19 protein-coding genes and 3 pseudogenes are annotated in these 22178 nt (G+C 66.0%); 10 read left to right on the top strand and 12 right to left on the bottom strand.

Features of this window, described 5'->3' with window-relative positions; translation table 11 throughout:
- Window positions 1-139: 139 nt before the first annotated feature.
- Window positions 140-1123, bottom strand: a complete 984-nt coding sequence (locus ACIRRA_RS35450; protein ID WP_402777278.1) for a GlxA family transcriptional regulator — start codon at window positions 1121-1123, stop codon at window positions 140-142.
- Window positions 1124-1256: 133 nt separating this feature from the next.
- On the opposite strand from ACIRRA_RS35450, the gene ACIRRA_RS35445 reads away from it, so the two are divergent.
- Window positions 1257-1682 (top strand): hypothetical protein, encoded by a 426-nt coding sequence (locus tag ACIRRA_RS35445; protein ID WP_402777277.1) that lies wholly within the window; start codon window positions 1257-1259, stop codon window positions 1680-1682.
- A 123-nt stretch (window positions 1683-1805) separates the two neighbouring features.
- Here the strand turns inward: ACIRRA_RS35445 and ACIRRA_RS35440 are convergent, their stop codons facing one another.
- The 6 genes from ACIRRA_RS35440 to ACIRRA_RS35415 are packed head-to-tail and all read right to left on the bottom strand — an operon-like array spanning window position 1806 to window position 8436.
- A complete protein-coding gene (locus ACIRRA_RS35440) occupies window positions 1806-2039 on the bottom strand; it encodes a hypothetical protein (RefSeq protein WP_402777275.1) in 234 nt (77 codons plus the stop codon).
- Between the two features lie 6 nt (window positions 2040-2045).
- Complete coding sequence (locus tag ACIRRA_RS35435) at window positions 2046-2573, bottom strand: anthrone oxygenase family protein (protein WP_402777273.1); 528 nt, start codon at window positions 2571-2573, stop codon at window positions 2046-2048.
- A gap of 26 nt (window positions 2574-2599) precedes the next feature.
- On the bottom strand, window positions 2600-4645 hold the full coding sequence (locus ACIRRA_RS35430; RefSeq protein WP_402777271.1) for an MMPL family transporter: 2046 nt from the start codon (window positions 4643-4645) through the stop codon (window positions 2600-2602).
- Entirely contained in the window at window positions 4642-5034 is a 393-nt protein-coding gene (locus ACIRRA_RS35425; protein ID WP_402777269.1) for a nuclear transport factor 2 family protein, read from the bottom strand. The genes ACIRRA_RS35430 and ACIRRA_RS35425 overlap by 4 nt, the downstream gene beginning before the upstream one ends.
- A gap of 24 nt (window positions 5035-5058) precedes the next feature.
- The gene (locus tag ACIRRA_RS35420; protein ID WP_402777267.1) at window positions 5059-8187 is read right to left on the bottom strand and encodes a BTAD domain-containing putative transcriptional regulator; all 3129 of its coding nucleotides are present in this window, start codon (window positions 8185-8187) and stop codon (window positions 5059-5061) included.
- A gap of 45 nt (window positions 8188-8232) precedes the next feature.
- Window positions 8233-8436: a 3-oxoacyl-[acyl-carrier-protein] synthase III C-terminal domain-containing protein gene (locus tag ACIRRA_RS35415; RefSeq protein ID WP_402777266.1), complete on the bottom strand. Its 204-nt coding sequence runs from the start codon at window positions 8434-8436 to the stop codon at window positions 8233-8235.
- 188 nt (window positions 8437-8624) lie between these two features.
- Here ACIRRA_RS35415 and ACIRRA_RS35410 point away from each other — a divergent pair.
- A pseudogene (locus ACIRRA_RS35410) lies at window positions 8625-9797 on the top strand (permease); the annotation flags it as partial.
- A gap of 73 nt (window positions 9798-9870) precedes the next feature.
- Window positions 9871-10443: a hypothetical protein gene (locus tag ACIRRA_RS35405; RefSeq protein ID WP_402777264.1), complete on the top strand. Its 573-nt coding sequence runs from the start codon at window positions 9871-9873 to the stop codon at window positions 10441-10443.
- A 203-nt stretch (window positions 10444-10646) separates the two neighbouring features.
- On the opposite strand, the gene ACIRRA_RS35400 is transcribed toward ACIRRA_RS35405, so the two are convergent.
- A complete protein-coding gene (locus ACIRRA_RS35400; protein WP_402777262.1) occupies window positions 10647-10916 on the bottom strand; it encodes a hypothetical protein in 270 nt (89 codons plus the stop codon).
- Window positions 10917-11111: 195 nt separating this feature from the next.
- Window positions 11112-11366, bottom strand: a complete 255-nt coding sequence (locus ACIRRA_RS35395; RefSeq protein ID WP_402777260.1) for a hypothetical protein — start codon at window positions 11364-11366, stop codon at window positions 11112-11114.
- A 333-nt stretch (window positions 11367-11699) separates the two neighbouring features.
- Here ACIRRA_RS35395 and ACIRRA_RS35390 point away from each other — a divergent pair, with 333 nt between their 5' ends.
- Window positions 11700-12203: a hypothetical protein gene (locus ACIRRA_RS35390; protein ID WP_402777258.1), complete on the top strand. Its 504-nt coding sequence runs from the start codon at window positions 11700-11702 to the stop codon at window positions 12201-12203.
- 183 nt (window positions 12204-12386) lie between these two features.
- Here the strand turns inward: ACIRRA_RS35390 and ACIRRA_RS35385 are convergent, their stop codons facing one another.
- A complete protein-coding gene (locus ACIRRA_RS35385; RefSeq protein ID WP_402777256.1) occupies window positions 12387-12683 on the bottom strand; it encodes a hypothetical protein in 297 nt (98 codons plus the stop codon).
- A gap of 191 nt (window positions 12684-12874) precedes the next feature.
- On the opposite strand from ACIRRA_RS35385, the pseudogene ACIRRA_RS35380 reads away from it, so the two are divergent.
- The 3 genes and pseudogenes from ACIRRA_RS35380 to ACIRRA_RS35370 all read left to right on the top strand — a co-directional run.
- Window positions 12875-14017 (top strand): annotated as a pseudogene (locus ACIRRA_RS35380) (HAD-IC family P-type ATPase); the annotation flags it as partial.
- Between the two features lie 14 nt (window positions 14018-14031).
- A complete protein-coding gene (locus ACIRRA_RS35375; RefSeq protein ID WP_402777427.1) occupies window positions 14032-14454 on the top strand; it encodes a sensor histidine kinase in 423 nt (140 codons plus the stop codon).
- Window positions 14455-14513: 59 nt separating this feature from the next.
- Window positions 14514-15113 (top strand): annotated as a pseudogene (locus ACIRRA_RS35370) (DUF4118 domain-containing protein); the annotation flags it as partial.
- Window positions 15114-15694: 581 nt separating this feature from the next.
- Here ACIRRA_RS35370 and ACIRRA_RS35365 read toward each other — a convergent pair.
- Both ACIRRA_RS35365 and ACIRRA_RS35360 read right to left on the bottom strand, forming a co-directional pair.
- Window positions 15695-17173 carry a biotin carboxylase gene (locus ACIRRA_RS35365; RefSeq protein ID WP_402777255.1) on the bottom strand — a complete coding sequence of 493 codons (1479 nt, stop codon included), beginning with the start codon at window positions 17171-17173 and terminating at the stop codon, window positions 15695-15697.
- 949 nt (window positions 17174-18122) lie between these two features.
- Window positions 18123-18731: a helix-turn-helix domain-containing protein gene (locus ACIRRA_RS35360; RefSeq protein WP_402777253.1), complete on the bottom strand. Its 609-nt coding sequence runs from the start codon at window positions 18729-18731 to the stop codon at window positions 18123-18125.
- A 15-nt stretch (window positions 18732-18746) separates the two neighbouring features.
- Between ACIRRA_RS35360 and ACIRRA_RS35355 the strand changes: the two genes are divergently transcribed.
- The 3 genes from ACIRRA_RS35355 (at window position 18747) to ACIRRA_RS35345 (ending at window position 22000) form a co-directional block, all read left to right on the top strand.
- Window positions 18747-19661, top strand: coding sequence for an MBL fold metallo-hydrolase (locus ACIRRA_RS35355; protein WP_402777251.1), 915 nt, complete (start codon window positions 18747-18749; stop codon window positions 19659-19661).
- 600 nt (window positions 19662-20261) lie between these two features.
- Entirely contained in the window at window positions 20262-20399 is a 138-nt protein-coding gene (locus ACIRRA_RS35350) for a hypothetical protein (protein ID WP_402777249.1), read from the top strand.
- Between the two features lie 1025 nt (window positions 20400-21424).
- On the top strand, window positions 21425-22000 hold the full coding sequence (locus ACIRRA_RS35345) for a hypothetical protein (RefSeq protein ID WP_402777247.1): 576 nt from the start codon (window positions 21425-21427) through the stop codon (window positions 21998-22000).
- Window positions 22001-22178: the final 178 nt, after the last annotated feature.

Here is a 22178-nt window from a genome sequence, read left to right as displayed (position 1 = left end):
GCTGCCGCGGGCCAACTGGCAAGGGCCGCTATTCATTCGGTATTCGTGGGCAGGGTTAGCCTTTGATGCTGGGCACCGCAGCCGGCACGTCTAACCGGGTCTGAACTGCGTACGCTACACCGGTCAGCGACCAAGACATTCACGGCCGGGTGGCGTAGATGTTTCGGTACTGTCGTGGGGAAACTCCGGCGGCCTCGCGGAAGACCCGACGGAAGGCTGCGGGGTCGAGGTAGCCTGTGGCCGTGCGGATTTGCTCGATCGGCTGGTCGGTGGTCTCCAGGAGCTTCTTGGCCAGCAGCATCCTGGCTTGTTGCACATAGGAGTTCACGCTCGAGTCGGTGGCGGCGTGGAATCGCCGAGCGAGGGTGCGCGGGCTTATGCCGAAGTGCCGGGCAAGGGCTTCGGATCCGATCGGCGTGCCGAGATGGGTGTCGATGTAGTCCTGGACCCGCTGCATCAGCTCGTCGCCGTGATCGCGGACCGGCGTGTAGGTCAGGTAGGGCAGCTGACTTGTCCGGCCGCCATCGATGAGCAGGACTTTGCGGGCCACGGCCGCACGCTCATGGCCGCCGAAGCGTTCCACCAGATAGACGACCAGCGACAGGAAGGTGGTGGCGCCGCCGCAGGTGATGACATCCCCGGCGTCGACAATCAGCCGGTCGGTTGTGACCTTGACCCGGGGATAACGGGAGCGGAGGGTCTCGGCGAACATCCAATGGGTGGTTGCGGGGCGTCCGTCCAGCAGGCCCGCCTCGGCGAGTAGGAACGCGCCGACGCACGATGATGCGACGCGGCCGCCCTGGGCGTGCCATTTGTCCAGCCACGGCACCCATTCTCGGTTGTCGGCAAGCGAATCGAGCAGGTTCTCGTCATCGAAGGCCGGCACCACCACAAGGTTTGGCGGCGCGAGTTCGGCGGCCCGGCACTGGGGCTGCAGCAGGACTCCATCGCGGCACCGTACCGGCGCGTCGGTCAGTCCGACCAGGGTTGTATCGAACAGCTGAGTCCATGCCGCACCAGCCTGCAACTGCCAGGAGCGATCCGCCTTGGCCAGCACATCCATGAAGCCGGCAGGGCCGATCGAGGCTCCACCCGCCAGTGCCAGCACTGCGACCGATAGCACGGTCCGAGGGTATGCCCGGCGACAGCGGCGCCGATAGGGGAGTGGCCGAATCAGCACGGAAGTTGTCTCACCGGCCCCTCATCATCGCCCGCCCATCGGCGTTAGTTTGCGAGAACGAAAGGAGGTGTAGGCGATGGCTGAAGCTCAGCAGCTCGAGCCGGTGGAGGTCGCTCGCAATCCGTGGGGTGTCATCCTGCACCACGAAGACTGGCGGACGCTGGAACTGCGTTGGCTGCCCGGCGAATTGAGCGATGACGATTTCAAGGAAACCCTGACGCTGTTCGCCCAGATGGGCGACCAACATAAACCCCGATACATGATTGTCGATGCCGCCGACTTCCACCATGAATTCGGCCCGGGTGTCATGGGCTGGCGGGACCGGAACATCATTCCGCGCTACGGCGCAGCCGGAGTGACGAAGTTCGCGTTCCTGGTCGCCCCCGGCGTCCCCGGCACGGTCGAGGCCGGTGCACAACCTGGCGTGGAAGATTCTGCGTCCTTCCCGACCGGCTGGTTCTCCACGCGAGAGCGGGCCTACCGATGGCTCGCCGAGGCGTAGCGCACCAGGTGTGTCGGCCATGACGCCGGCAGTGGCCAGCCTGAACGGTTGAAGCGGAATTCCCTGCACCTTGAATCTGGATTCGACCCCATGACATGCGCCGCCGCCCGCACGATCGTCGGGTCAGGAGGCCGTGGCCGGCTGCGCGAGCGTCTTGACCCGGTCGGAGCCCGGATAGGCCTGCACGAGGTACCGGATGCCGTCGATGACAATGGGCGCCACCGGTGTGGTGCGAAGGTGGCCGCTGATACGTCCCGGGACGGTGAGCAGATGCATCGGGCCGAACGGGAGACCGATGCGGTGGGACAGGACGACCACTCGGTTGCGGATCTTGAATTTTATGGGTATGTCGATCATGGGTCCTCAGATCTGCGTCGCGCAGGCGGGTTCGTGGTTCGCGGTGGGGCGGTCGTCGGGGAGAGGTTCGGCGGTGTTGGTGATGAATCCGGCGAGGATGGTGACCAAAAGGACGAAAGCCAGGATGGCGGTGCCGGTTCGGGCGAAGTGGAACAGCTCCCAGCGATGCAGGACGGCTGCGTAGTCGGAGGGTGGGCCGGAGACTGCCCACACCTTGATTTTCTGGTTGATCGGCACGTTGCCGAATCGGGTGATGATGAAGGTGATGACTTCCAGGGCGCATGCGATGCCGGCGATCAGGCGGTGGCGGGACCGTGTGCGTGCCGCGAAGATGAGGGTGCTCAGGATGGACAGGGCCATGAGGGTCTGCATGACGGGGCCGTTGACGCGCATCAGGGCGGTGTGGAAGGTGAAGCGGACGTCGAGCGGGACTGCACGGAAAGCGTAGAGCACGTTCACGGCGCCGTATTGGAAGGCTCCGGCGAGCAACCCGGGAAACAGCAGGGCCGCTGCCCTGACGAATTTCGATGTCATGGATTTTCTTTCTCCTGGAACGCCTCTCAGGAGGCGATGGGCTCTGCGACCGGTAACGACCGGTTCCGGGGTCGGTTGGGCCACCAGATTCGGTCACCCAGGTCGACGGTCAGAGCCGGGACGAGGATGGTGCGGACGACAAAGGTGTCGAGCAGGACTCCGAAGGCGACGGCGAAGCCGATTTCTGTGACCAGGACCAGCGGCAGGGTGAGCAGGGCGGCGAACGTGCCTGCAAGCACGAGTCCCGCGGCGGTGATGGTCTTTCCGGTGGCGTCGGCGGCGATCACGGCCGCGGTGCGGGTGTCGTGGCGGGTGCTTTCCTCTCGGATTCGGGCGGCGAGGAAGATGCTGTAGTCGATACCGAGGCTGACCAGGAACACGAACGCCCACAAGGGGAATGAGGCGTCGACCCCGGCGAATCCGAAGGCGTAGTGGAAGACCAGCGTGCTGACGCCGAACGCGGCGGCTAACGACAGTACGACGGTGAGCAGGATCAGGATCGGCGCGAGTGCGGCTCGGAGCAATATCGCCATGACAAGCGCTACGACTATCAAAACCAGTGGGATGACCACGTTTTGATCGCGATGGGAGGCTCGCAGCATATCGAGGGTGACGGCGGCGTCACCGCCGACTCGGGCACCGGGCACAGTGTGGATCGAGGCCCTCAGGCGGTCGACGATGTCGGTGGCTTTCACTGTGGTCGCCGGAGTGGCTTGCAGGTAGGCCAGGTCGCCGTGGATCACGGGCGTGGAAACCTCAGTGATGCCAGGTATTTCAGCCAGTCCGGCGAGTCGGCCTGCGGCGTCGGCCGGACCGATGATCTGCAGGGGAGCGCCGGTGTCGCCGGGGAAGTGGTCGGCGACGATCCGACCTCCGCGGACCGACTCGGGATGGTTGCGGAATATGTTCTGGCCCGGCAGTCCGGTTGGGTGCAGACCGAAGATGCCGAGCGCGAACGCGGCGAGCACGCCGGCGGTGACAATCCAGACCGCACGCGGCCGGGTCGCGATCAGTCGGCTCATCCGGCGACGTCCGCCGTCGGTGGACGCCGTCGCGGTGTCGTAATGCGGGCGTGCGGGCCAGAAGATCCAGCGGCCGCACCACACCAACACGGCCGGATAAAGCGTCGACATCACGGCGAACGTCACGAGGACTCCGATAGCCAACACCGGGCCGAGACTCCTTGTTGATTGCATCACCGCGAAGAGCAGGCAGGCCAGTCCGAGTGCGACGGTGATCGCGCTCGCCGTGATGGTGGGCCACGAACGGCGCAAGGCGATCCGCATCGCGACGTACCGATCCTCGTGGCGGTGCAGCTCCTCGCGGTAGCGCGCGGTGAGCAGTAGTGCGTAGTCGGTGCCGACACCGAAAACCAGGACGGTGAGCAGGAATTCACTGTCGCCGTTGGCGGTGAGGCCGGCGTGGGCCACCAGCAGGTAGATCAAAGCCTGGGCCACGGTCATGGCGACGCCGACACAGATCAGCGGGAGCAGCCACAGCACGGGGCTGCGATAGGTGAACAGCAGAATCGCAACCACGACGAGCGCGGTCACCAGCAGCAGGGTGGTGCCGACGGTGCCGAAGGCGTCGGCCGAGTCGGCGCCGTAGCCGGCGGGACCGGTGATGTGCACAGTCATGTCGCTGCCCGCGACGATAGAGCGCATCGTTTTCAGGATCGGCGGCAGATCGTTGATTCCGTTGTGGCTCACCGTCAGTGGCACGACCAGTTGCACCGCCTGCCCGTCCGGAGACTGGATCGGGCCGATGACCTGCCCGACGACCTGAGGCAGGGTGGCCAATCGGGCGGCGTCGGCACTCGTGCGTGTCAGCTCCGACGGGGTGAGCGGCGCTCCGCCATGGTCGTACACGACGATCGCGGGGTAGGTGTTGTCGGCGACGAATCTTTTCATCAGATCCGCGACTTGGGTCGATTCCGCGTGCCGCGGCAGGTATTCGGCGGCGTCGTTGTTCTGTACCCGGCCCAGCTTCCCTGCGAACATCGCCGCCACGATCGCGGCGAACACCCAGAATGCCGCGACACTCCAGGTCACCCGGCGCCCAATCGCCCTCATCGCGGGGTCCGTGCGTTGTCGCCGGCAGGGACGCGGGTGAACTGCTCGATGGCCGCGATCCGGCCGTCAGGGGCCAACCGGCCGATCAGCAGGATCTCGGTGGAGATCATCGCACCGGTGCGCATGGCTACGTGCAGGGTGTAGTGCGCGGCGATGCGGTCATTCGCGATCAGCGCCTCGTGCACGTCGACGTTGAGTTCGACGACATTCTTGCGGGCCGGCCGGACGTGGTCGAGCAGGCGCTGCCGATCTATCGCGAGTCCGTCGTTGCGCAGGACGAAGCCGGGCGCGTACCAGCGGTCCATGACGGCGGCGGGGTCCTCGTCACCGAAGGTGAGCTCGGACGGATAGCGGACCAGGAATCTGGTCAGATCTTCGTGTGTTCGCATGCGGTCCACTGTGGGACTGTGCGCTCACACAACGCTCGCAGATCGCTCACACGCGTCGGCCAGGTGCCGTTCGACCATGGGGTACGCCGCGTCGGGAGTGAGGGCGCTGCCGCTGTCGTATGCGTCGGACCAAAGCTGATACCCCAGTTGGTCGGTCAGTTCTGTGGTGAGCGAGGCGATGTCGGGGTTACCGGGATCACCCGCGTCGCGAATTGCGTGACCAGCGCCCAAAACCTGCGCCGCGGCTCGCGGATCGCCGCACGCGTAGCACAGGCGCGCGACGGCCACGCTCACCTCCGCCGCCATCGGAGGATCGTGCATCGCGCGGGCCTGCTCCCACGCCGCCCGGCAGTGCTCGGCGGCGGTGCCGAGCTCTCCGCGAGCGGTGTGCAGCAGCCCGAGACGCATGTCGAGCATGGCCCGCTGAGCTCGGTCGGCGAATCCGCGTGCCAGTGCGGTGCTCGCGCTGTCCACCTGTCGGGCCGCTTCGTCCAAGTCGCCGTCGATCCGGGCGAGATCCGACATCAAAAGGTGGGCGAGCGCGGTCTCACCGCTCGGCGCGGGCCCGGCGAGGATCTCTGTCAATTCGGTTCTGGCAGTGGTCAGATCGCCGGTATGGATTCGAACCATGGTCAGCCAGGCGCGACGTGCTCCGTCCAACCGCAGCTCGCGGGCCGGAACCAGCGCCCGTTCCATGGCCTCGGTCGCGCCATGGAAGTCGCCGATCGTCGCGCGCACGAACGCGAGGAAGGTCAAGGCGGTGACCGTCCCCCAGCGTTCACCGGCCTCTCCGAATGCGGTCGCCGACGCGGTCAGGTCGTGTTCCATGTCGGACATCGAGGTGCCTGCCGTGTGGAGGAACGATCTGGCCAGCCAGAACATCGCGCGGATCCAGGGATCGGGGTCGTCGAGCCACGGCTGCACGACGGCGAGGCCGACGTCGACACGGCCGCAGGCGAATTCCAGCAGGGCCATGGCGAAATCTCCACTCGCGCCTCGGCTTTCGGCCGGTCCCGCGAACCGGCGCAGGATCGGCTCGTGCGAGGCTATCGCGTCGGTGTTGCCGGCCAGTATCGAATGCAGCAGGTACGCCGCCGCCAGGTCGGCCTGTGCCGCTCCGGGTTCCGCGACCGGGATGTCGACCACGACGCGAAGTTGTTGGGCCGCCTCGGTATGCATACCGCACAACCCCCAGAACATGCCGAGTGCCGCGCCGATCCGCGCCGCCGAGTCCGGTTCCGTTGCCGTACAGCAGAATCGCAGCGCCGTGTCGAGATTGTCGCGATCGTCGGACAGTCTGCGCAGCCAGGTCATTTGGCCCGCGCCTCGCAGCTGGGGTTGGGCCTGTTCAGCCAGGTCGCGGAAGTATTCGGCGTGTGCGCGCAACGTCGCTGTCGTCTCGCCCGATTCGTCGAGGCGGCGGCGTCCGTATTCGCGGACGGTTTCCAGCATGCGATAGCGCGGGCTCGGATGGTCGATCAGGTGCAGCAGCGACTTGCCGACCAGCGTTTCGATGGTGCCGAACTCCACGCCGACCGCACGAGCGGCCTCGGGGTCGATAGCTCCCGCGAATACGGTCAGCCGCGCCAGTCCGTACCGGGCGAGCGGATCGAGCAGCTCCCAATCCCAATCCAGGACGGCACGCAGCGTGCGATGGCGCGGTAGCGCGGTGCGGGTGCCCGCGGTCAGGACGGCGAAGCGGTGGTCGAGTCCGTCGGCCAGGGCGGGCAGCGGCATGGTGCGTAGCTTGGCGGCCGCCAATTCGATCGCCAGCGGTAGCCCGTCGAGTCGGCGGCAGATGGCCGCGACGAGCTCGACGACGTCGTCGGTGAGCCGGAAATCGTCGCGGACCGATGCGGCGCGTTCGGCGAAGAGCCGCACGGCCGGCGAGTCGGCGGCGTCGGGAGCGCCGGTTGCCGGGAGCGCCAGCGCCGGCACCTGGCACAGCACCTCGCCGGACACACCGAGCGGCTCGCGACTGGTCACCAGAATCCGCAGCGCCGGACACCGAGCCAAGATCTCCTCGGCGAAGCGGGCGGCGGCGTCGGCCAGATGCTCGCAGTTGTCCAGGATCAGCAGCGTCGCAGCGGTCGGCAGGGTCGCCGCCAACAGCTCGGTTCGACTTCCCGGACCGGGATGCGGCGGATCGCCGATGTCGAAGCCGGCCCGTACGGCTCGAATCAGATCATCGGCGTCGCTGACCGGTGCCAGCTCCGCCAAGCCGATCCCGCCCGGATAGTCCACGGCCCGCTGCGCGATCTCCACGGCCAGGCGAGTCTTTCCGGCGCCGCCCGGCCCGACCAGGGTCACCAGTCGGCTGCCGCGCATCCGTGCCTCTATCCGGGCCAGCTCCTGATCGCGGCCGATCAATCCGGTCAGCGGAACCCGAATCGGGCGGGTCGCCGCGCGCGGTGGTGTCGGAGTGAGCACGGGTTCTCCGCGTAACACCCCCAGGTGTGCCGACCGCACCTGCGGACCCGGGTCCGCTCCCAACTCGTCGCGCACCATCCGCCGGTAGCGCTCGTAGACCGTCAGCGCCTCGCTGTCGCGGCCGGCCCGATGGAGTGCCTGAATCTGCAAGGCGCGCAGCCGTTCCCGGAACGGATAGGCGACCACCAATTCCTCGAGCCGGACTATGACGCCGGGGACGGCGCTCGGCTGGTCCAGTTCGATGTCCGACACGTCCTCCCACGCGCAGGCACGCAGTTCCTCGAGCCGCGCCGCCGACGCCGCCGCGTAGGGCAGCGCCGCGACATCGACCAGCGCCGGTCCCCGCCACAGCGCCAACGCATTCCGCAACAGCGTCGCCGTCCGGAGTCGGTCGGGTTCGCGCCGCGCTTCGGTGACCAGCCGCTCGAACCGGTGCGCGTCCACGGCGTCCGGTGCCAGCTCGAGGCGGTAACCCGCCGGGGCCGACCGTACCTCGATCGGCGCGAGCGCACGCCGGAGCCGCGATACCAGCGACTGCACCGCGTGCTGCGGCCGACCCGGCGGATCGTCGGGCCACAGCGCGTCGGTCACCGCCGCTACGCTGACGAAATGGCCGGCATCCACCGCCAAACGAACCAGCAGCCCACGCAGTCGCGCACCGCCGACCGTGATCGGACGGTCGTCGATCAGGACCTCGAGAGGCCCCAGTATCCCGACACGCATGCCACCACTGTGCCACCTCTCCGCGGTGTCACCGCCCAGTGGAAGTCACGAGCGCAGCAAGGTCGACTCGATGGTGAGGCTGGGACCGAAGGCGAGCAGTACACCGTAGCTGCCGGGGGCGGGACGCTGTTCAGCGAGAAGCAGTTTCAGCGCCAGCAGAATCATTGGGCCCGCGCAGTTGCCGTAGTCGGCCAGCGCCGATCGCGCATCCTCCGGCAACAAGGCCGGGCGCTGTTTCGTGGCCGTCATCTCGGAAACTGCCTTTGCGACAACATTCTTCGAGTGGAGTGTGCGTCACGTGCACCGGCGTTGACAGGGCAATCCGTCCTTGGGCGGCGGGCGTCCGGTCCCCACCGGTTGATTGATACCCCTATGGGGTATATGGTCGCGGTGGTACAGCCACGGAGACTGCCGAACAGGACGAGACGGGGACGGCGATGAACGCTATCGGACACGCGCTGGCATTGGCGGGCTCGATGACCTGGGAGATCCTGTGGGCACTGATCCTGGGCTTCGCACTGTCGGCGCTGGTGCAGGCAGTCGTACGCAAGTCGACGATCGTTCGACTACTCGGCGATGACCGCCCGCGTACCCTGGCGATCGCGGCCGGATTGGGTGCGGCATCGTCGTCGTGCTCGTATGCCGCTGTGGCACTGGCGCGTTCACTGTTCCGCAAGGGCGCGAATTTCACCGCGGCCATGGCCTTCGAGATCGGCTCGACCAACCTGGTCGTCGAACTCGGCATCATCCTCGCCCTGCTGATGGGGTGGCAGTTCACTGCGGCCGAATTCGTCGGCGGGCCCATCATGATCGTGCTGCTGGCGATGCTGTTCCGACTGTTCGTGCGCTCCCGGCTGGTCGACGCGGCCCGCGAACAGGCCGACAAGGGGCTGTCCGGATCGATGGAAGGCCATGCGGCCATGGACATGTCGGTGCCGACGGAGGGTCCGTTCCTGCGACGACTCTTCTCCCGGCAGGGTCTGACCGCCGTGTCCCACGTCTTCGTCATGGAATGGGCCGCCATCCTGCGCGACCTGGTCATCGGCCTGCTCATCGCGGGCGCGATCGGCGCCTGGGTGCCGGATTCGTTCTGGCAGAAGTTCTTCCTGACCGACCACCCGCTGCTCTCGGCGATCTGGAGCCCGCTCGTCGGACCGCTGGTGGCGATCCTGTCGTTCGTCTGCTCGATCGGCAACGTGCCGCTGGCCGCGGTGCTGTGGAACGGCGGCATCAGCTTCGGCGGCGTCATCGCCTTCATCTACGCGGACCTGCTGATCCTGCCGATCCTCAACATCTACCGTAAGTACTACGGAACCCGCATGATGCTGACCCTGCTCGGCACCTTCTACGCCGCCATGGTCGGCGCCGGGTACCTCGTCGAGATCCTCTTCGGCACAACCGGTCTCGTCCCGCGTGAACGCAACACCATGGTGATGGCCGAAGGCATCCACTGGAACTACACCACCTGGCTCAACATCGCCTTCCTCATCCTCACCGCACTCCTGGTCATCCGCTTCATCCGCACCGGAGGCATCCCGATGCTGCGCATGATGGGCGGCACACCCGACGACGAGCACACCCACCACGACCACAGCGCGCACGCCGACCACGACCACGGCGCGCACACCGACCGTGACCACACTTCCACCGGACACGATCACGCCGCCCACGACCACACCGGGCATGATCCGTCCGGCCACGCCCACTGACCCGCAGCGCTATCCGGCAGTGATCTCGTCGATGGCCGCGTGGAGGCGGTCGCTGGCCAAATGGGTGATCGAGCTCGAGAACGTGCAATCGAACCTGATGGGCTGCCAAGGCGCCGTGTCAGCGCAAGTATCGACCCGACCCGACTCGATCGGCGGCCAAGCCCTGACCGTGCTCGCGGCCCGAGAGCTGGAAGGACACCGCGACGACCTCATCTTGGTTGGTAATTCGCGCTCAGCAGTATCACCAGGTGAATCGTTCCGGATGCCTTTTGGCTTCGTCCTGGACTCTTGCGAGTTGCGCGGCGAAGAGCTTGGTATATCCGCATTGCAGGCACAAGACCGCGTGCAATGCCGAAAGCGGATTCGCCCAGAGCTGGCGACCATTCGGGTGTATTCCGACCTGCGGGCCCACCAGGCCGAGATTGCCGACTTGGGGACCGCCGCACAACTCACACAGGGGAAGCTGTTGCGGTCGAGCTTTGGCGTCCTGAGGTTCAGACGGTGGCTGCCCAGGCGTCGGATCTGTCATGTTCAAGATCATTCCTGACCGGTGCATAGCGCGCCTACCGAACGAGCCCGGCCAAATGTCCGCTTCTGGCCGCATACCGCGCTGACCGAACCGGCCAGCGCGGGGCGTCGGCGCCCGGAACCTGGTGCGGTGCAGAACGTCCGCTACTGCCGAGTTCGGTGTGTTGGAAACGGCTGAAACCTGATTGGTCTTCAGCGCGTTGATCCGGCTGACGATAGGGATCAGTCGCCGCGGAACTGCTCGACTCGGTGTGACAGGCGTTCGGCGAAGGTTTCGGCCCAATCCGTCGACTGCGGCGCGTCAAGTCGTTCATCGATTCGCCGGGGCACTGTCGATTGTGGAGTGCTCATCCGCCCTCTGACACTGCCCGGGACGGCTTGCAATGCAAGCAGCCGTACACCCCAGCAGATGTAGGTTTCCACGCTCATCCCGGCGCACTCGGCAGCGTCGTTCAAGGCGAGCCATTCACTGTCATCCACCGTCACGGTCACCGTGACATACCTGGTCACCATAGTGCGACAACGGTAGACCGGAATTGCCCCTCGCACGGGTCATGTGCGGTGCGTAGCCGGATGCCGACTGGTTGACCGACAGTTCACGCTATTGGCCGAAGTCGGGAGAACCGTTCCCTCTCAGCCATTTCCGCGTTCGATATTGGTTGCCGATATGGAGTCGTAAGGGTTTCGTCAAGAAGCGGGCGGGTGCTGGGCGGAACCTGGTCCCGGTGGAGTGTGGCCTACCGCGATCGGGGAGGGGATCACGTCCATCGCGGCGATCAGCAACCGTGATTCGTAGGGCTCGGTGTCGTCGAGGTCCGTACCGGGTTGGGCTGAGTCGAAGGCAGCGATGGATCGGCCGAGTAACGCAGTGGTCAGCGAATCAGCCAGCCAGTCCGTGCCATCGCAGGTGAGCCAGCGTTTGCCGGTCACCTGGCTGTACACGCTCCAAGCAGACACAGGATGCGGATTACCCACATCACCGCGTCGATATGCCTGACCGCCGGCAGTGAATCGTGCCACGATTCGCTTCCGGCCCAACCGGTCCCGAATACGGGTATCGGTAAGCGAACCTGCCCGTACGGGTTTCGTCAAGAACTGCGCGTGTGCCGAGAACAGCGCGTCAACATGCGGACCGCGCCGGTACGCGCAGACCTAGGGTGTGCGAATCGGTGAGCACGGCGGGATGTGAGGGTGAACGAAATAATCGGGGACACCCGGGTCCCGTCTGTGATGCTTCGGCTGTGGCGGTTGAGGGCGTGGAACCGTAATCCTTTGATGCGCAAGGGCGATCGGGCGCTCTCGAGTGCTGTCCTTGTCGCCGTGGTGGCGTGCCTGCTGGCGGTGCCGATCGCACTGGCAGTCGGCGCCGCCACCTATACGAGCGCGGCAGCGCGGCTCCACGCACGGGACGACGGCAAGGTCGCGGTCACCGCGACGGTGGTAACCGCTCCCGTGTATGACAGCACCCACCATCACTACACGGCAACGGTCCGCTGGAACGTGGGTGACCGTATGCGCGAAGCGGTTGCGCCCGTTGGCAATTTCGTGTTTCCCGGTGCGCAGGCGCGGGTCTGGCTGGCCGCGGATGGCTCACCCGTCTCCCCGCCCGCCCCGCCGGGATCGGCGCAGCTGTATGCGGTCGGCAACGGGATAGGAGCGGTGGTCGTGATCGTCGCATCGGCGTGGATCGGTGTCGCGGTCCTCCGGTGCCGAATCGAGCACCGCCGCACGGAACGCTTGTGGCAGCAGTATCGGGCCTTGATCTGGTCGATGCGCTGATTCGTAACCGGGCCGCGGCGCCCGGAGGACCGGCGGTAGTGACCTGGCCGGGTCCCAAGGTCCGGGTCGGGACTCCGGCCACGCCCAGAGTCCCTGCGAGAGAAGGCCCGAGGCCCACACTGGGCGGGCTGAGCGGGACGCTCGGCGGGCTGGCCGAGACGCTCGCAGGGGGATCGAGCCCAATCAAGGGCTGGGCGTGAGTATTCCCCTACGGTGATAATCGCCGGACATCTGCGCGGTATGCGAGAACGTCACGAGGAAGTTCGGCATCCGGTCACCGGGCGGGTTCGTTCCGACGTGGTCGACCGACACCGTCAGATGTGCACCATCCTGGTCGTCGACGGCGAAATCCCCTTTCTGTGCATGCTGCACCCAATCTGCGCCGCCGCTTTCCCGACCTCGAATTTCCACGACCAAAAGGGCGGCTGCCGCCTCGAAAGGGTGCCGCCGTCTGGAAAGCGGAAGGATTGCCTGGTTCAAGCGCTGTCAGCCCGTCAACAACCCTGTCGATGGCCCAGCGGGAGGGGTTCAATTCGGCCATTCCATCAAGAGCGCAGAACTATGGAACCGGTGACCGACGCAGTGACAATGCAAAACACTTTCGCCCTGGTGATCGGGCTGGGTATCGCGATCTATCTGCTGATCGCGATTCGTTATACGGAGAAATTCTGATGACAGTGGAAGCGCTCCGCCGGCGCCGCCACAAGGAAGAGCCCCCTGAGCTGCAGCGGGTGGCTGGCGGGCTGCTCGAACCACGGCAGCTGGTGACCGCGCTGCCCGAGGCGGTGCGCAAGCTGGATCCGCGCACGTTGTGGCGCAATCCGGTGATGTTCGTGACCAGGAACGGCGCGGTGCTGACCACCGTGATGGCTGCGGCCACCCCTTCGCTGTTCGCCTGGCTGATCTCCGGATGGCTGTGGCTCACTGTGCTTTTCGGAAACCTGGCCGAGGCCGTGGCGGAGAGCCGCGGCAGGGCGCAGGCGAATACTCTGCGGAAGACGCAGCAACAGACTGTGGCCTATCGAGTCCCGGACTGGCGGGCGGGCGGCTCGACAGCGTGATCGTAGAGGAGATGCCTGCTGCTGCCCTCCGCCGCGGCGATATCGTCAGAGTCGTTGCGGGAGAACTGATTCCGGGCGACGGCGAGGTGATCGAGGGCGCGGCCAATGTGGACGAATCGGCCATCACCGGAGAATCCGCACCCGTCATCCGGGAATCGGTCGGCGGTGACGGGCGGCACCAAGGTGTTATCCGATCGGATTCTGGTCCGGATCACCCAACAAGCGGGCGAGAGCTTCCTCGACCGCATGATTCTGCTGGTCGAAGGCGCGAAGCGTCAGAAGACCCCGAACGAACTGGCGCTCAATCTGCTGTTGCCGGCGCCGACCTTCATCCTCCTGGTCGCCACGATCACACTGCAGCCGATGACGATCTTCTCCAAGACCGTCATGCCCGCCGCACACGACACTCTCGCCGTTTCCGGTCAGGGCGTCGCCGTCGTGGTTCTGGTGTCGCTTCTGGTATGCCTCATCCCTACCACCATCGGCGCATTGCTGTCGGCCATCGGCATCGCGGGCATGGACCGCATGGTGCAGCGCAATGTGCTCGCGATGTCCGGCCGCGCGGTGGAGGCCGCCGGCGATGTGCACACCCTGCTGCTCGACGAGACCGGAACGATAACCTTCGGCAACCGGCAGGCCAGCGAATTCGTCCCTGTCCCAGGCATTTCCATCATGGAACTGGCCGAGGCGGCACAACTGGCCAGCCTCGCGGACGAAACGCCAGAGGGCCGCTCCATCGTCGTGCACGCCAAGATCTGGAAGAGGTGTTGCCCCGCGCACTGGACGACCTCGACGCCACCGGCCAGGTGCAGGCCACCGTCGAGCCGACCCTGCCGCTCATCCGAGCGGATTCGGTACTGCTGGAACGGGTTCTGGTCAACCTCCTGGCGAATGCCCTGCGCTACAGCCCGGAAGGCGCGCCGCCCTCCATCGCCGCCACCGCGTCGGCGAACGGCTCGGTCCGGGTCGAAGTCATCGATCACGGGCCCGGCATCGACCCCGCCGACCGCGACCGTGTCTTCCTGCCGTTCCAGCGCCTCGACGACCGACACAACGGCAACGGTGTCGGCCTCGGCTTGGCCTTGGCACGCGGCCTCGCCGAAGCCATGGGCGCCACCATCACACCCGACGACACACCCGGTGGCGGACTCACCATGACCGTCACCCTCGCGGCTGCCCCGTGGTCTTAGCAATGCGATGATCACGCTGGCACTGAACCACGGTCCGACCGTCGGTCGGGCTCACCGGTGCGCTGCTGTGCGATCTCATCGCAGTCCTCGGCGCAGCGTTGCTCGGTGGTGTACTGCCCGCACTGCTGGCCACCGCAGTGGGCGTATTGCTGGCCGACTACTACTTCACCGAGCCCCTGCACACTTTGCGCGTCGCCAACTGGGTCGACGTGATCGCGCTCGTCACCTTCGGTGTCGTCGCCGTCGTGGTCGGCGGCCTGGTCGACCTGTTGGCCCGGCAGGGATTACGTGCCGCCCGCAGCACAGCCGAGGCCCGCAACCTGGCCCGGCTCACCGCCGAGTCCCTCACGCACCTGGACGACCTCACCGGCGCTGTCGACACGATTCGCCGTGCCTTCGAACTGGCCGCGGTAGGCGTGCTGCACTCCACCGAGACAGGATGGCAAGTCGAAACCTCCAGCGGCACGAAGGAACTGACCGATCCAGGGCAGGCCACCGAAACGGTCGAGATCGGACCAGGGCGGATTCTGGCGGTGGTCACCACCCACAGACGACAAAAAGGGGACCTGCTCAGCACCTTCCTGGCCGAGCTGCGAACAGCCAACCAACGCCGACGGTTGCACGAACTCGGGACACAGCCGCAGCACCCGACTCCCTGAATGGATGACAGAGCCCGTCGTCGCCGCTGTGCAATGCCGTATCCACCACAACGACTGCGAATCCATCGCCTGGTCCAAGCAGGAAGTCCCCCTGGACCGGCTGCCGGGCAACACTCCGCGAACCGACCGTTCCATACCTGGTCGGCGCACACTCGATATGGATGGGCCGCGACACAAGTCTGCGCGGCTGGGGCGTGGCCCTACTGCTCCTGTGGGCCATAGTGCTGACCGCTCATAAACATCCTGTAGCGGGTCATAGCCCGGCGAGACGGTGGGGGTGCGAAGTCGGTTCCAGACTTGAGGGCAATGGAGGCACTGACGCCAATGGCGTTGGGAGAGTAGGTGCAGCCGCAGACGCTGGTCCTCGCCGGGATCGTCGCCCTCGTCCGGTATGCGGTCCGCTCCTCGCAGCAGACCCAGACCACGCCGCATGCCGGGCCCACACCACGACGGGTCGTACCGCATGATGTTCGGTTGCGGTGGACAAGTTGTCGAGACGCCTTGTGCCCGAGGAGCTTTGGGAGATGGCTGGATCAGGGGCTCGCGCTCGATGGTGTGTCGAGCAGTTCGTGGGCCCTTGCTCAGGCTCGTGCGACGAGCCGCGAGACGATCGGCGTGGCCGACGCCAGGGGTGTCGAGGCGAACTGCGCCTTGATGCCCTCGACCCAATATCGGCAGCGCTCGGTGAGCTGGTAGTCGTTGGTCTGCAGGTGCCCGCGGGTGACGAGCACGCCGAGTTGGGCGCCCTCGCAGCGCAAGTCGCCAGGCGCCGCGACACGCATGTAGAAGGCCTCGGACTCGTCGATCAGCGAGTCCCAGTCGCTGTCCGGGCGCGCAAACGAGATGCGCCGGTCGTCGTCGAGGTGCCACACACCTGTGCGTGGGGTCGCGGTGAAGAGCTCGAGATCCGGCGAGGTCTCCGTGATTATCAGCTGACCCCAGACCTCGTCCTCGCCATAGCCCCGTTCCCAGCGCGAGTTGATCTCCTCGATGTCGAGCTCGTACTCCACGTCCATGTACTCGAGCAGGTGGAACAGGAACAGCGGCACGTCGGCGTAGGCCTCGGTGGTCAAGTTCGTCATCGGGCTTGCGCCGCTGAGGCGCGGGTTCACCTCGCCGAGGTAGAGCTCGTCGGAGTCCAGGTCGTGCAACAGGTCCACCTCGAAGTAGCCGCGATATCCCTCGCGGTGAAGGACGTCGCCCAGCTTTCGTACCATCTCTCGCGCGGCGTGCGTCTGTGCGGGCGGGAGCACCTCGCGCCAGATGTCGTTGCCGCACCAGCCGCCCCTGCGCGGAGTCAGCTCCGGGTAGCCGACGAGGCTCGTCATCGGGGGGCCGATCACGGTGCCGTGGCGGGTCACAGTGCCCTCGAGGCACAGCTCGGCATTGCGGATGCGCTTCATGACTTTGAGTTCCTGCTGCCCCACCAGGTCACTGGCGCAATGGTCGAAGTCGCGCTGACCGCGCACGAAGAACGTCTCCGTGCCGGCGTCGCCATAAGCGGCCTCGACGACGAGGTCATCTCCCAGCCCGCCGCTTTCCGCGAGTGCCAGCAACTCGTCGTAGGAGCCGACCCGCCCGATCACGTGAGGCACGCTCGGCACGCCCGCCTCGTCGGCCAGGCGCGTCATGACGATCTTGGAGCTCAGGCGTTGGCGCAGCTCCGCCGACGGGTGCATGACCTCGAGCCCCGCCTGGTGCGCGAGGGCCTGGGTCTCCTCGTCGAGCATCACAAAGCAGGCCTTGCCACCGGGCCCTCGGTGCGCGATGAACTCGAGTGTCTCGGGATCACGCAGGAGGTGGTTGCACACATCCCCCATGGACCCGAAATCCCTGCGATCGCGCCACCGGGGCACGAACACGCGCGGATGTTCGCCCTCGAAAGAGTCGAAGTACGTCAGGTAGAAGAAGTTCCGTACCCAGCGGTCGATGCCCAGCAGGTTGAACGGGGTCGGCGAGATGAAATACAGCGGCACGGCGTTGGTGTGAAAGAACGCGCGTGCGTCCGAGATGCTGTTCAGCGGGCGGCGCGGCTCCGGCCCGCCGGCGGGCACGATCACGCCGGCCTCGGTGGCGTCGACGCCTGGGCCCAGCGCAAGGACCGTGGCGGGGACAGGGGCGCTGCGGCCAGCGCGACTGCGGTGAGCTCACATACCTCCATGCCACAAGTGTGCACCTGCCCATTGTGGTGTGGAAGCGCAGCGTTTGCTGACATATTTGCGTCAAGCGGCAGTGAGCCATTGGCGGTAGGTGTGGGCAAGGTCGTCATCGCGTCGGAGACCGCGTTCGAGTATGGAGATGATGACGGGCCAGACACCGAAGTGGTGTGCGGCAGCGAACTGCGCACGATGCACCCCCCGCCGGCGGCCCAGGCCCGGCACTACGCGGCGGAGTACGGCTTCGCCGCGGCCACCGTCGAGCTCCCCGGGAACGGTGACCGGACCCGTTCGGTCGCCGCCGAAAAGGACCGCGCCGGGCGCTCGAGGCCGGCGAGCCGGTTGCAATGGCGGTCCCGTAATTCAGGGATTCACTGTGGTGACCCAGGATCCGTTGCAGCCGCGCTTTGTATTTCGATCGGGCAGGTAATCCCAGTCGATCGTGTGTGGACCGCCGACATGGATTTTGAAGTTCCCATCGGGGCCAGCGTCGATGACGGCATCCCGCGTCGGTGGCCAAGACCCCCTGTTCTCATATGGGCAGAACGTCCGATCTCCCAGCTCGAAGCACTGCGGATGCGCGGCATAGCGGCGGGTCTGCGTTCCTAAATGGTGCCCTGCTATCCATCCTGTTGCCCGGGTTAATCCGCCGTTCGGTGGGCGAAGCGCAGTAAAAACTGGGCGTAGGCGCGGGACCCTCGCCCTTATCATTCGGGGCGTGAATCAAGCTCGACCTGCAAGAGTCTGGCTACTTCGGCCATGTCCTGTGTATCCATACGGGCGTAACCGGGTTGCCTCTGCTTGGACGATCTTGCGTTCTCCGTCGTGCTCCCTGGGTGATGGCTGCGGCCGATCAGGTTCTGCGCGAGATGACCATGATGTATTCGCAGGCGGCGTTCGTTCGGTTGGCGAAGCCGTGGTCCGCGTCGGCCTGGAAGAACACGGAGTCGCCTGTGCTCAGGGTCTCGCTGATCCCGCCGATCGCGACGGTCAGGGTGCCTTCGAGCACCACGAGTTGTTTCTCGGTACCCGGCGGATACGCGGGCAGCAGCCCGGTAGAGACCTGTGCGGGGAGGTAGTGGACGACCATCTCGGCTCCTCCCGCGCCCGGGGCCGCTGACACCATGTGCCGCTCGAAGCCGGTTTCCGGGTCACGGAAAACGGGGCGATCGTTCTTGCGCAGGACAACGGCCACACCAGACGTGGCAGCAGCTGCCCCACCGATCAGGTCCGAGAGCGACGCGTCGAGCGCGTGGGCGATCCTGGAGGCGACGCCGATCGTCGGGCTCTTCTCACCGCGCTCGACCTTGGACAGCATCGCCCGGCTGACCGACGACTGTATGGACAGCTGCTCCAGCGTCAGGCCCGCCTCCTCGCGGCGTCGCCGCACGTTAGCGCCGAACGCGCCCGCCAGGTCGTCACCGTGCTGTGGTTCGGTCGCGTTTCCGTCTTGCTCGACCACCGTGCTCCTCGATCGATGGATATCTCGTTGCCCACAGTGTATGTTTCTCCTAAAGAAGATAGAGTCTTCTATAGGAGACACGCGATATGCGCCCGACACGACGGAGGTTCCATGCGTTTGATCTCGAGTGGCCAGCACCACGCCACGTTCGAATTCGGCGATCTGCAGGTGATCTCGTTGCGAGACGGGTACATCGACATGCCGCCGACACGGCTCCGCGACGAGGATGGGCGCACGCTCGATGAGCTGCCAGCCGCCGTGCCGCTGGCCGACGACAACTTGCGGCTGTCGGTCAACGCCTTCTTCGTCACCGACGGCACGCGGTCGGTTCTCATCGACACCGGCGCGTCCAATGTCTGGCACGACCCCACCATGGGATTGATCTACGACGCGCTCGACGAAGCGGGAATCGATCGCGCGCATGTCACCGATGTGGCCATCACCCACAAGCATGAAGACCACGTGAGCGGCCTGATCGCACCGGACGGTTCAGAGGCGTTCACCAAACTCGAGCGCGTGTGGATCGGCGCCGGCGACACCTCGGTGTTCACGGATCGGCTCGAGCCGATCCGTGACCGGGTCGTACCCGTGTCGGGGAAGGTCGCGATCAACGACTGGACCACCGCGATCCCGACACCGGGCCATACCCCCGGTCACACCGTCTACGACGTCAGGAGCGGCACCGGCCACCTTCTCGTCTGGGGCGACACCGTTCACGTTCCCACGCTCCAATTCGATCAGCCGAACGTGTCCTGGGAGCTCGACGGCAACCAGTCCCAGGCCCGCGCCGCGCGAGCGGCCCTCCTCGAACAACTGACCCAACCGCACCACTTCGTAGCCGGCGCCCACCTCGACTCACCCGGCATCGCCCGCGTAACCCCCTCCGGCGACGGTTACGCGCTGGAATATCTCGCACCGTCGATCGGCTGATCGAGCCTGTCGGCTCCAGGCCGCGGTCACGATGGCGGCCAAGGGGCAAGCTCGTCCGGAATGCGGTCGAGCCGATCAGACGCTTCCCGGGCGCGTAGAAGTTGATCGGGGTTGGGGTTAGTGCTGCAACGGCGCTCGGCTGAGTCCGCGCTGGTAGATCTGACTTGTGGTGTCGGATCGCATTGTGGCCGAGTTGGATTCGTTGATTGCCCGGATCGGTGGCCGTCACCCGGCACTAGTCCGGGCCGATGGCGGGCGTGGGGCGACTGCAGCGGCGGATTCCGGGCAAGTTTTGAAATGCGTACGATTAATTTTGGTTCGGGGTGGCTGGGAGGTCCGGTCGCGCACTCCATGCGCATATTCATTGTCGCGGCGGGTATCGCGGCGGCGCTGACCGTCGGGGCCGGCCAGGCGACGGCCGAGCCGCTCTCGCTCACGCCTGCTACTCCGGCAGCCGCAGATGCTTCGGTAACCGCTGATTTCTCCGGTGGCCGCACCGATTGCCGGCACTACCGGTAGCTCTATGCCGCCTCCGCCGGTTAGTCCGCTCGCGACCGGCTAGACCCGGCTGTTTCACCGTCCGAGGCGGGGAGCGCCACGGTGGCTGTCCCACGGCCCGAACGGCCGGGGGCAGTTTACGTTCGTGCCTCTGAGTCGAAGTCGTTGCTGGCCAGGGAATTCCGGATCAGCCGCGAAACCGTCTACAGCTACCTGCGCGCCGCCACCGTCACCGGCTGAACCACGGGCATGTGCCTGATGGGGGATCGGCACGCGAGGTCCAAACGGCCGGAATCCGGCGGTAGCCGGGTGTAGGTGCGCCCACATCCCGGCTTCGCAACACGCTTTCCGACACGGCATCCGAACCATAATCCTGCCGATTCATGTTCGGGCGATTCACCCTCGGGATGCTGCCGATCTGCGCCCAGGGCCCGCCACCGGCATGGTTGAACAGGGGTAGTTCCGTATCGCGCACAACAGCGCCGGGTAAGCGTCCAGGACAGCCGAACCGGTGGTGGCGGGCGAGCGCCGGTTTTGACTCCGCGGCCGAAGACCCTCGGTGGCCGCACTGGGCCACCGAGGGTCGGGGCGTTCGAGCACTTCCAGGCCCGCGGGTGCCGTCCGGGTGGCGAGATCCCTTCCACCACACCACAACCCAGTCGTTGACCGTGTCCGGCGGCATGGACTGCACCACCCGGCGGGCGTTCGGGTCTCCGACCGAGGACAGGAAGCCGCCCTCGGTAGACAATCGGGTGGTGCCCTGCGGGTGCCACCCACCCGATGCGGTCACCGCCGGTGGTGTCGGCCAGGTCCGGCCGGACCTTCGTCCGCGGGGGCAGCGGCATGTGCCGATCATGTCAGCCCGCCGACCTCACGGTGGCTAGATGTGATGGCTGTCCTCACCGAAAAGGCGGAAGCTGACGCGCTGACCGGACCGATCCGCCGATCTTGCGCAGACGCCGGGCACAGGTGACGTCCGAGCGGGTCGGCTCCAGCGCGGTCGGGGACAAGCCCGCGACCCCGGTGCGGCTCCTCGCTGTATGAGCCGAACCGCCGACAGGCCGATCACCCGAAAACCAGGGTGTCAATCTCCTTGGGCCGGAACCAATTCCACGGCGCGGGCGAGGAAGCGAACCGACTGCCGCAGAGGTGCCCGGACGCATCGCCCAGTGCGGCATCGGCAACCGCCAACCGGAAAGGTAATCAGCGCGGAATAGTTCGCGTTTCGCGAGGAAGACTCGAGGTGGCAGATGCTTTCATGAACCATGGATGTGACACAGGAGCAGGACCTCGCCAACCTCCGTCCCGGCCAGTACGTCCAGGTCACGGTCAAGATGCCTTCCATCAGCACACCCACGTGGACATACAGCGGCGCTTTCGCCCGCGTCGATTTCAGTGCCAGGATTCTGGTGCTGACCGTTACCTATGAAACCCAGGTCTACCGGCGTCTGGTCAATGACCAATCAGAGAGCCAGGTCGTCACCGAGGAGCAGACCTACCGCCTCGACGACATCGTCTCCGCACAGTACGACCGGCCGGCCGGACCGCCACCCACACCGCCACCGCCGGTCGACCTGCCGGTATTCCAGGGATCGACCGACGATATCTATCAGTACGCTCCCGATCCTTCGGGCCTGCCCGACGGGCTTCATGCCCATACACAATTCGCGAACATCTACTGGGCCGTCGTCGCACAGACCCAGCTGTACCTGCGCGATCCATGCCCACCCGGCTTCATCTTCGATATCGACTCCAGCACGGTCACGCTGCCCGAAAACGGCAGGACCGAGGCACCGTGGATCTTCGAGGGCCCCTGCCTCCCCGGCTTGTACGCACCCTGACCGACCTATAACTCCAGGGTCTTTACGTGCCGTGAACCAGGATCGGCAGGTCGTGCAGGTCAAACCGATCGGCGTCATCGTGTTGTCGCCTGCCAGGGTGATGGGACCACTGGTTTGCCATGAGCATGGGACCGGGTTGCGTCCGGTCGCGGGGCCGTGTTGATGGTGGCCGACGACC

Origin of the sequence: Nocardia sp. NPDC101769, assembly GCF_044766925.1 — a bacterium.
Classification (GTDB): Bacteria; Actinomycetota; Actinomycetes; order Mycobacteriales; family Mycobacteriaceae; genus Nocardia.
This window is presented reverse-complemented; position numbering and strand designations above follow the sequence as displayed.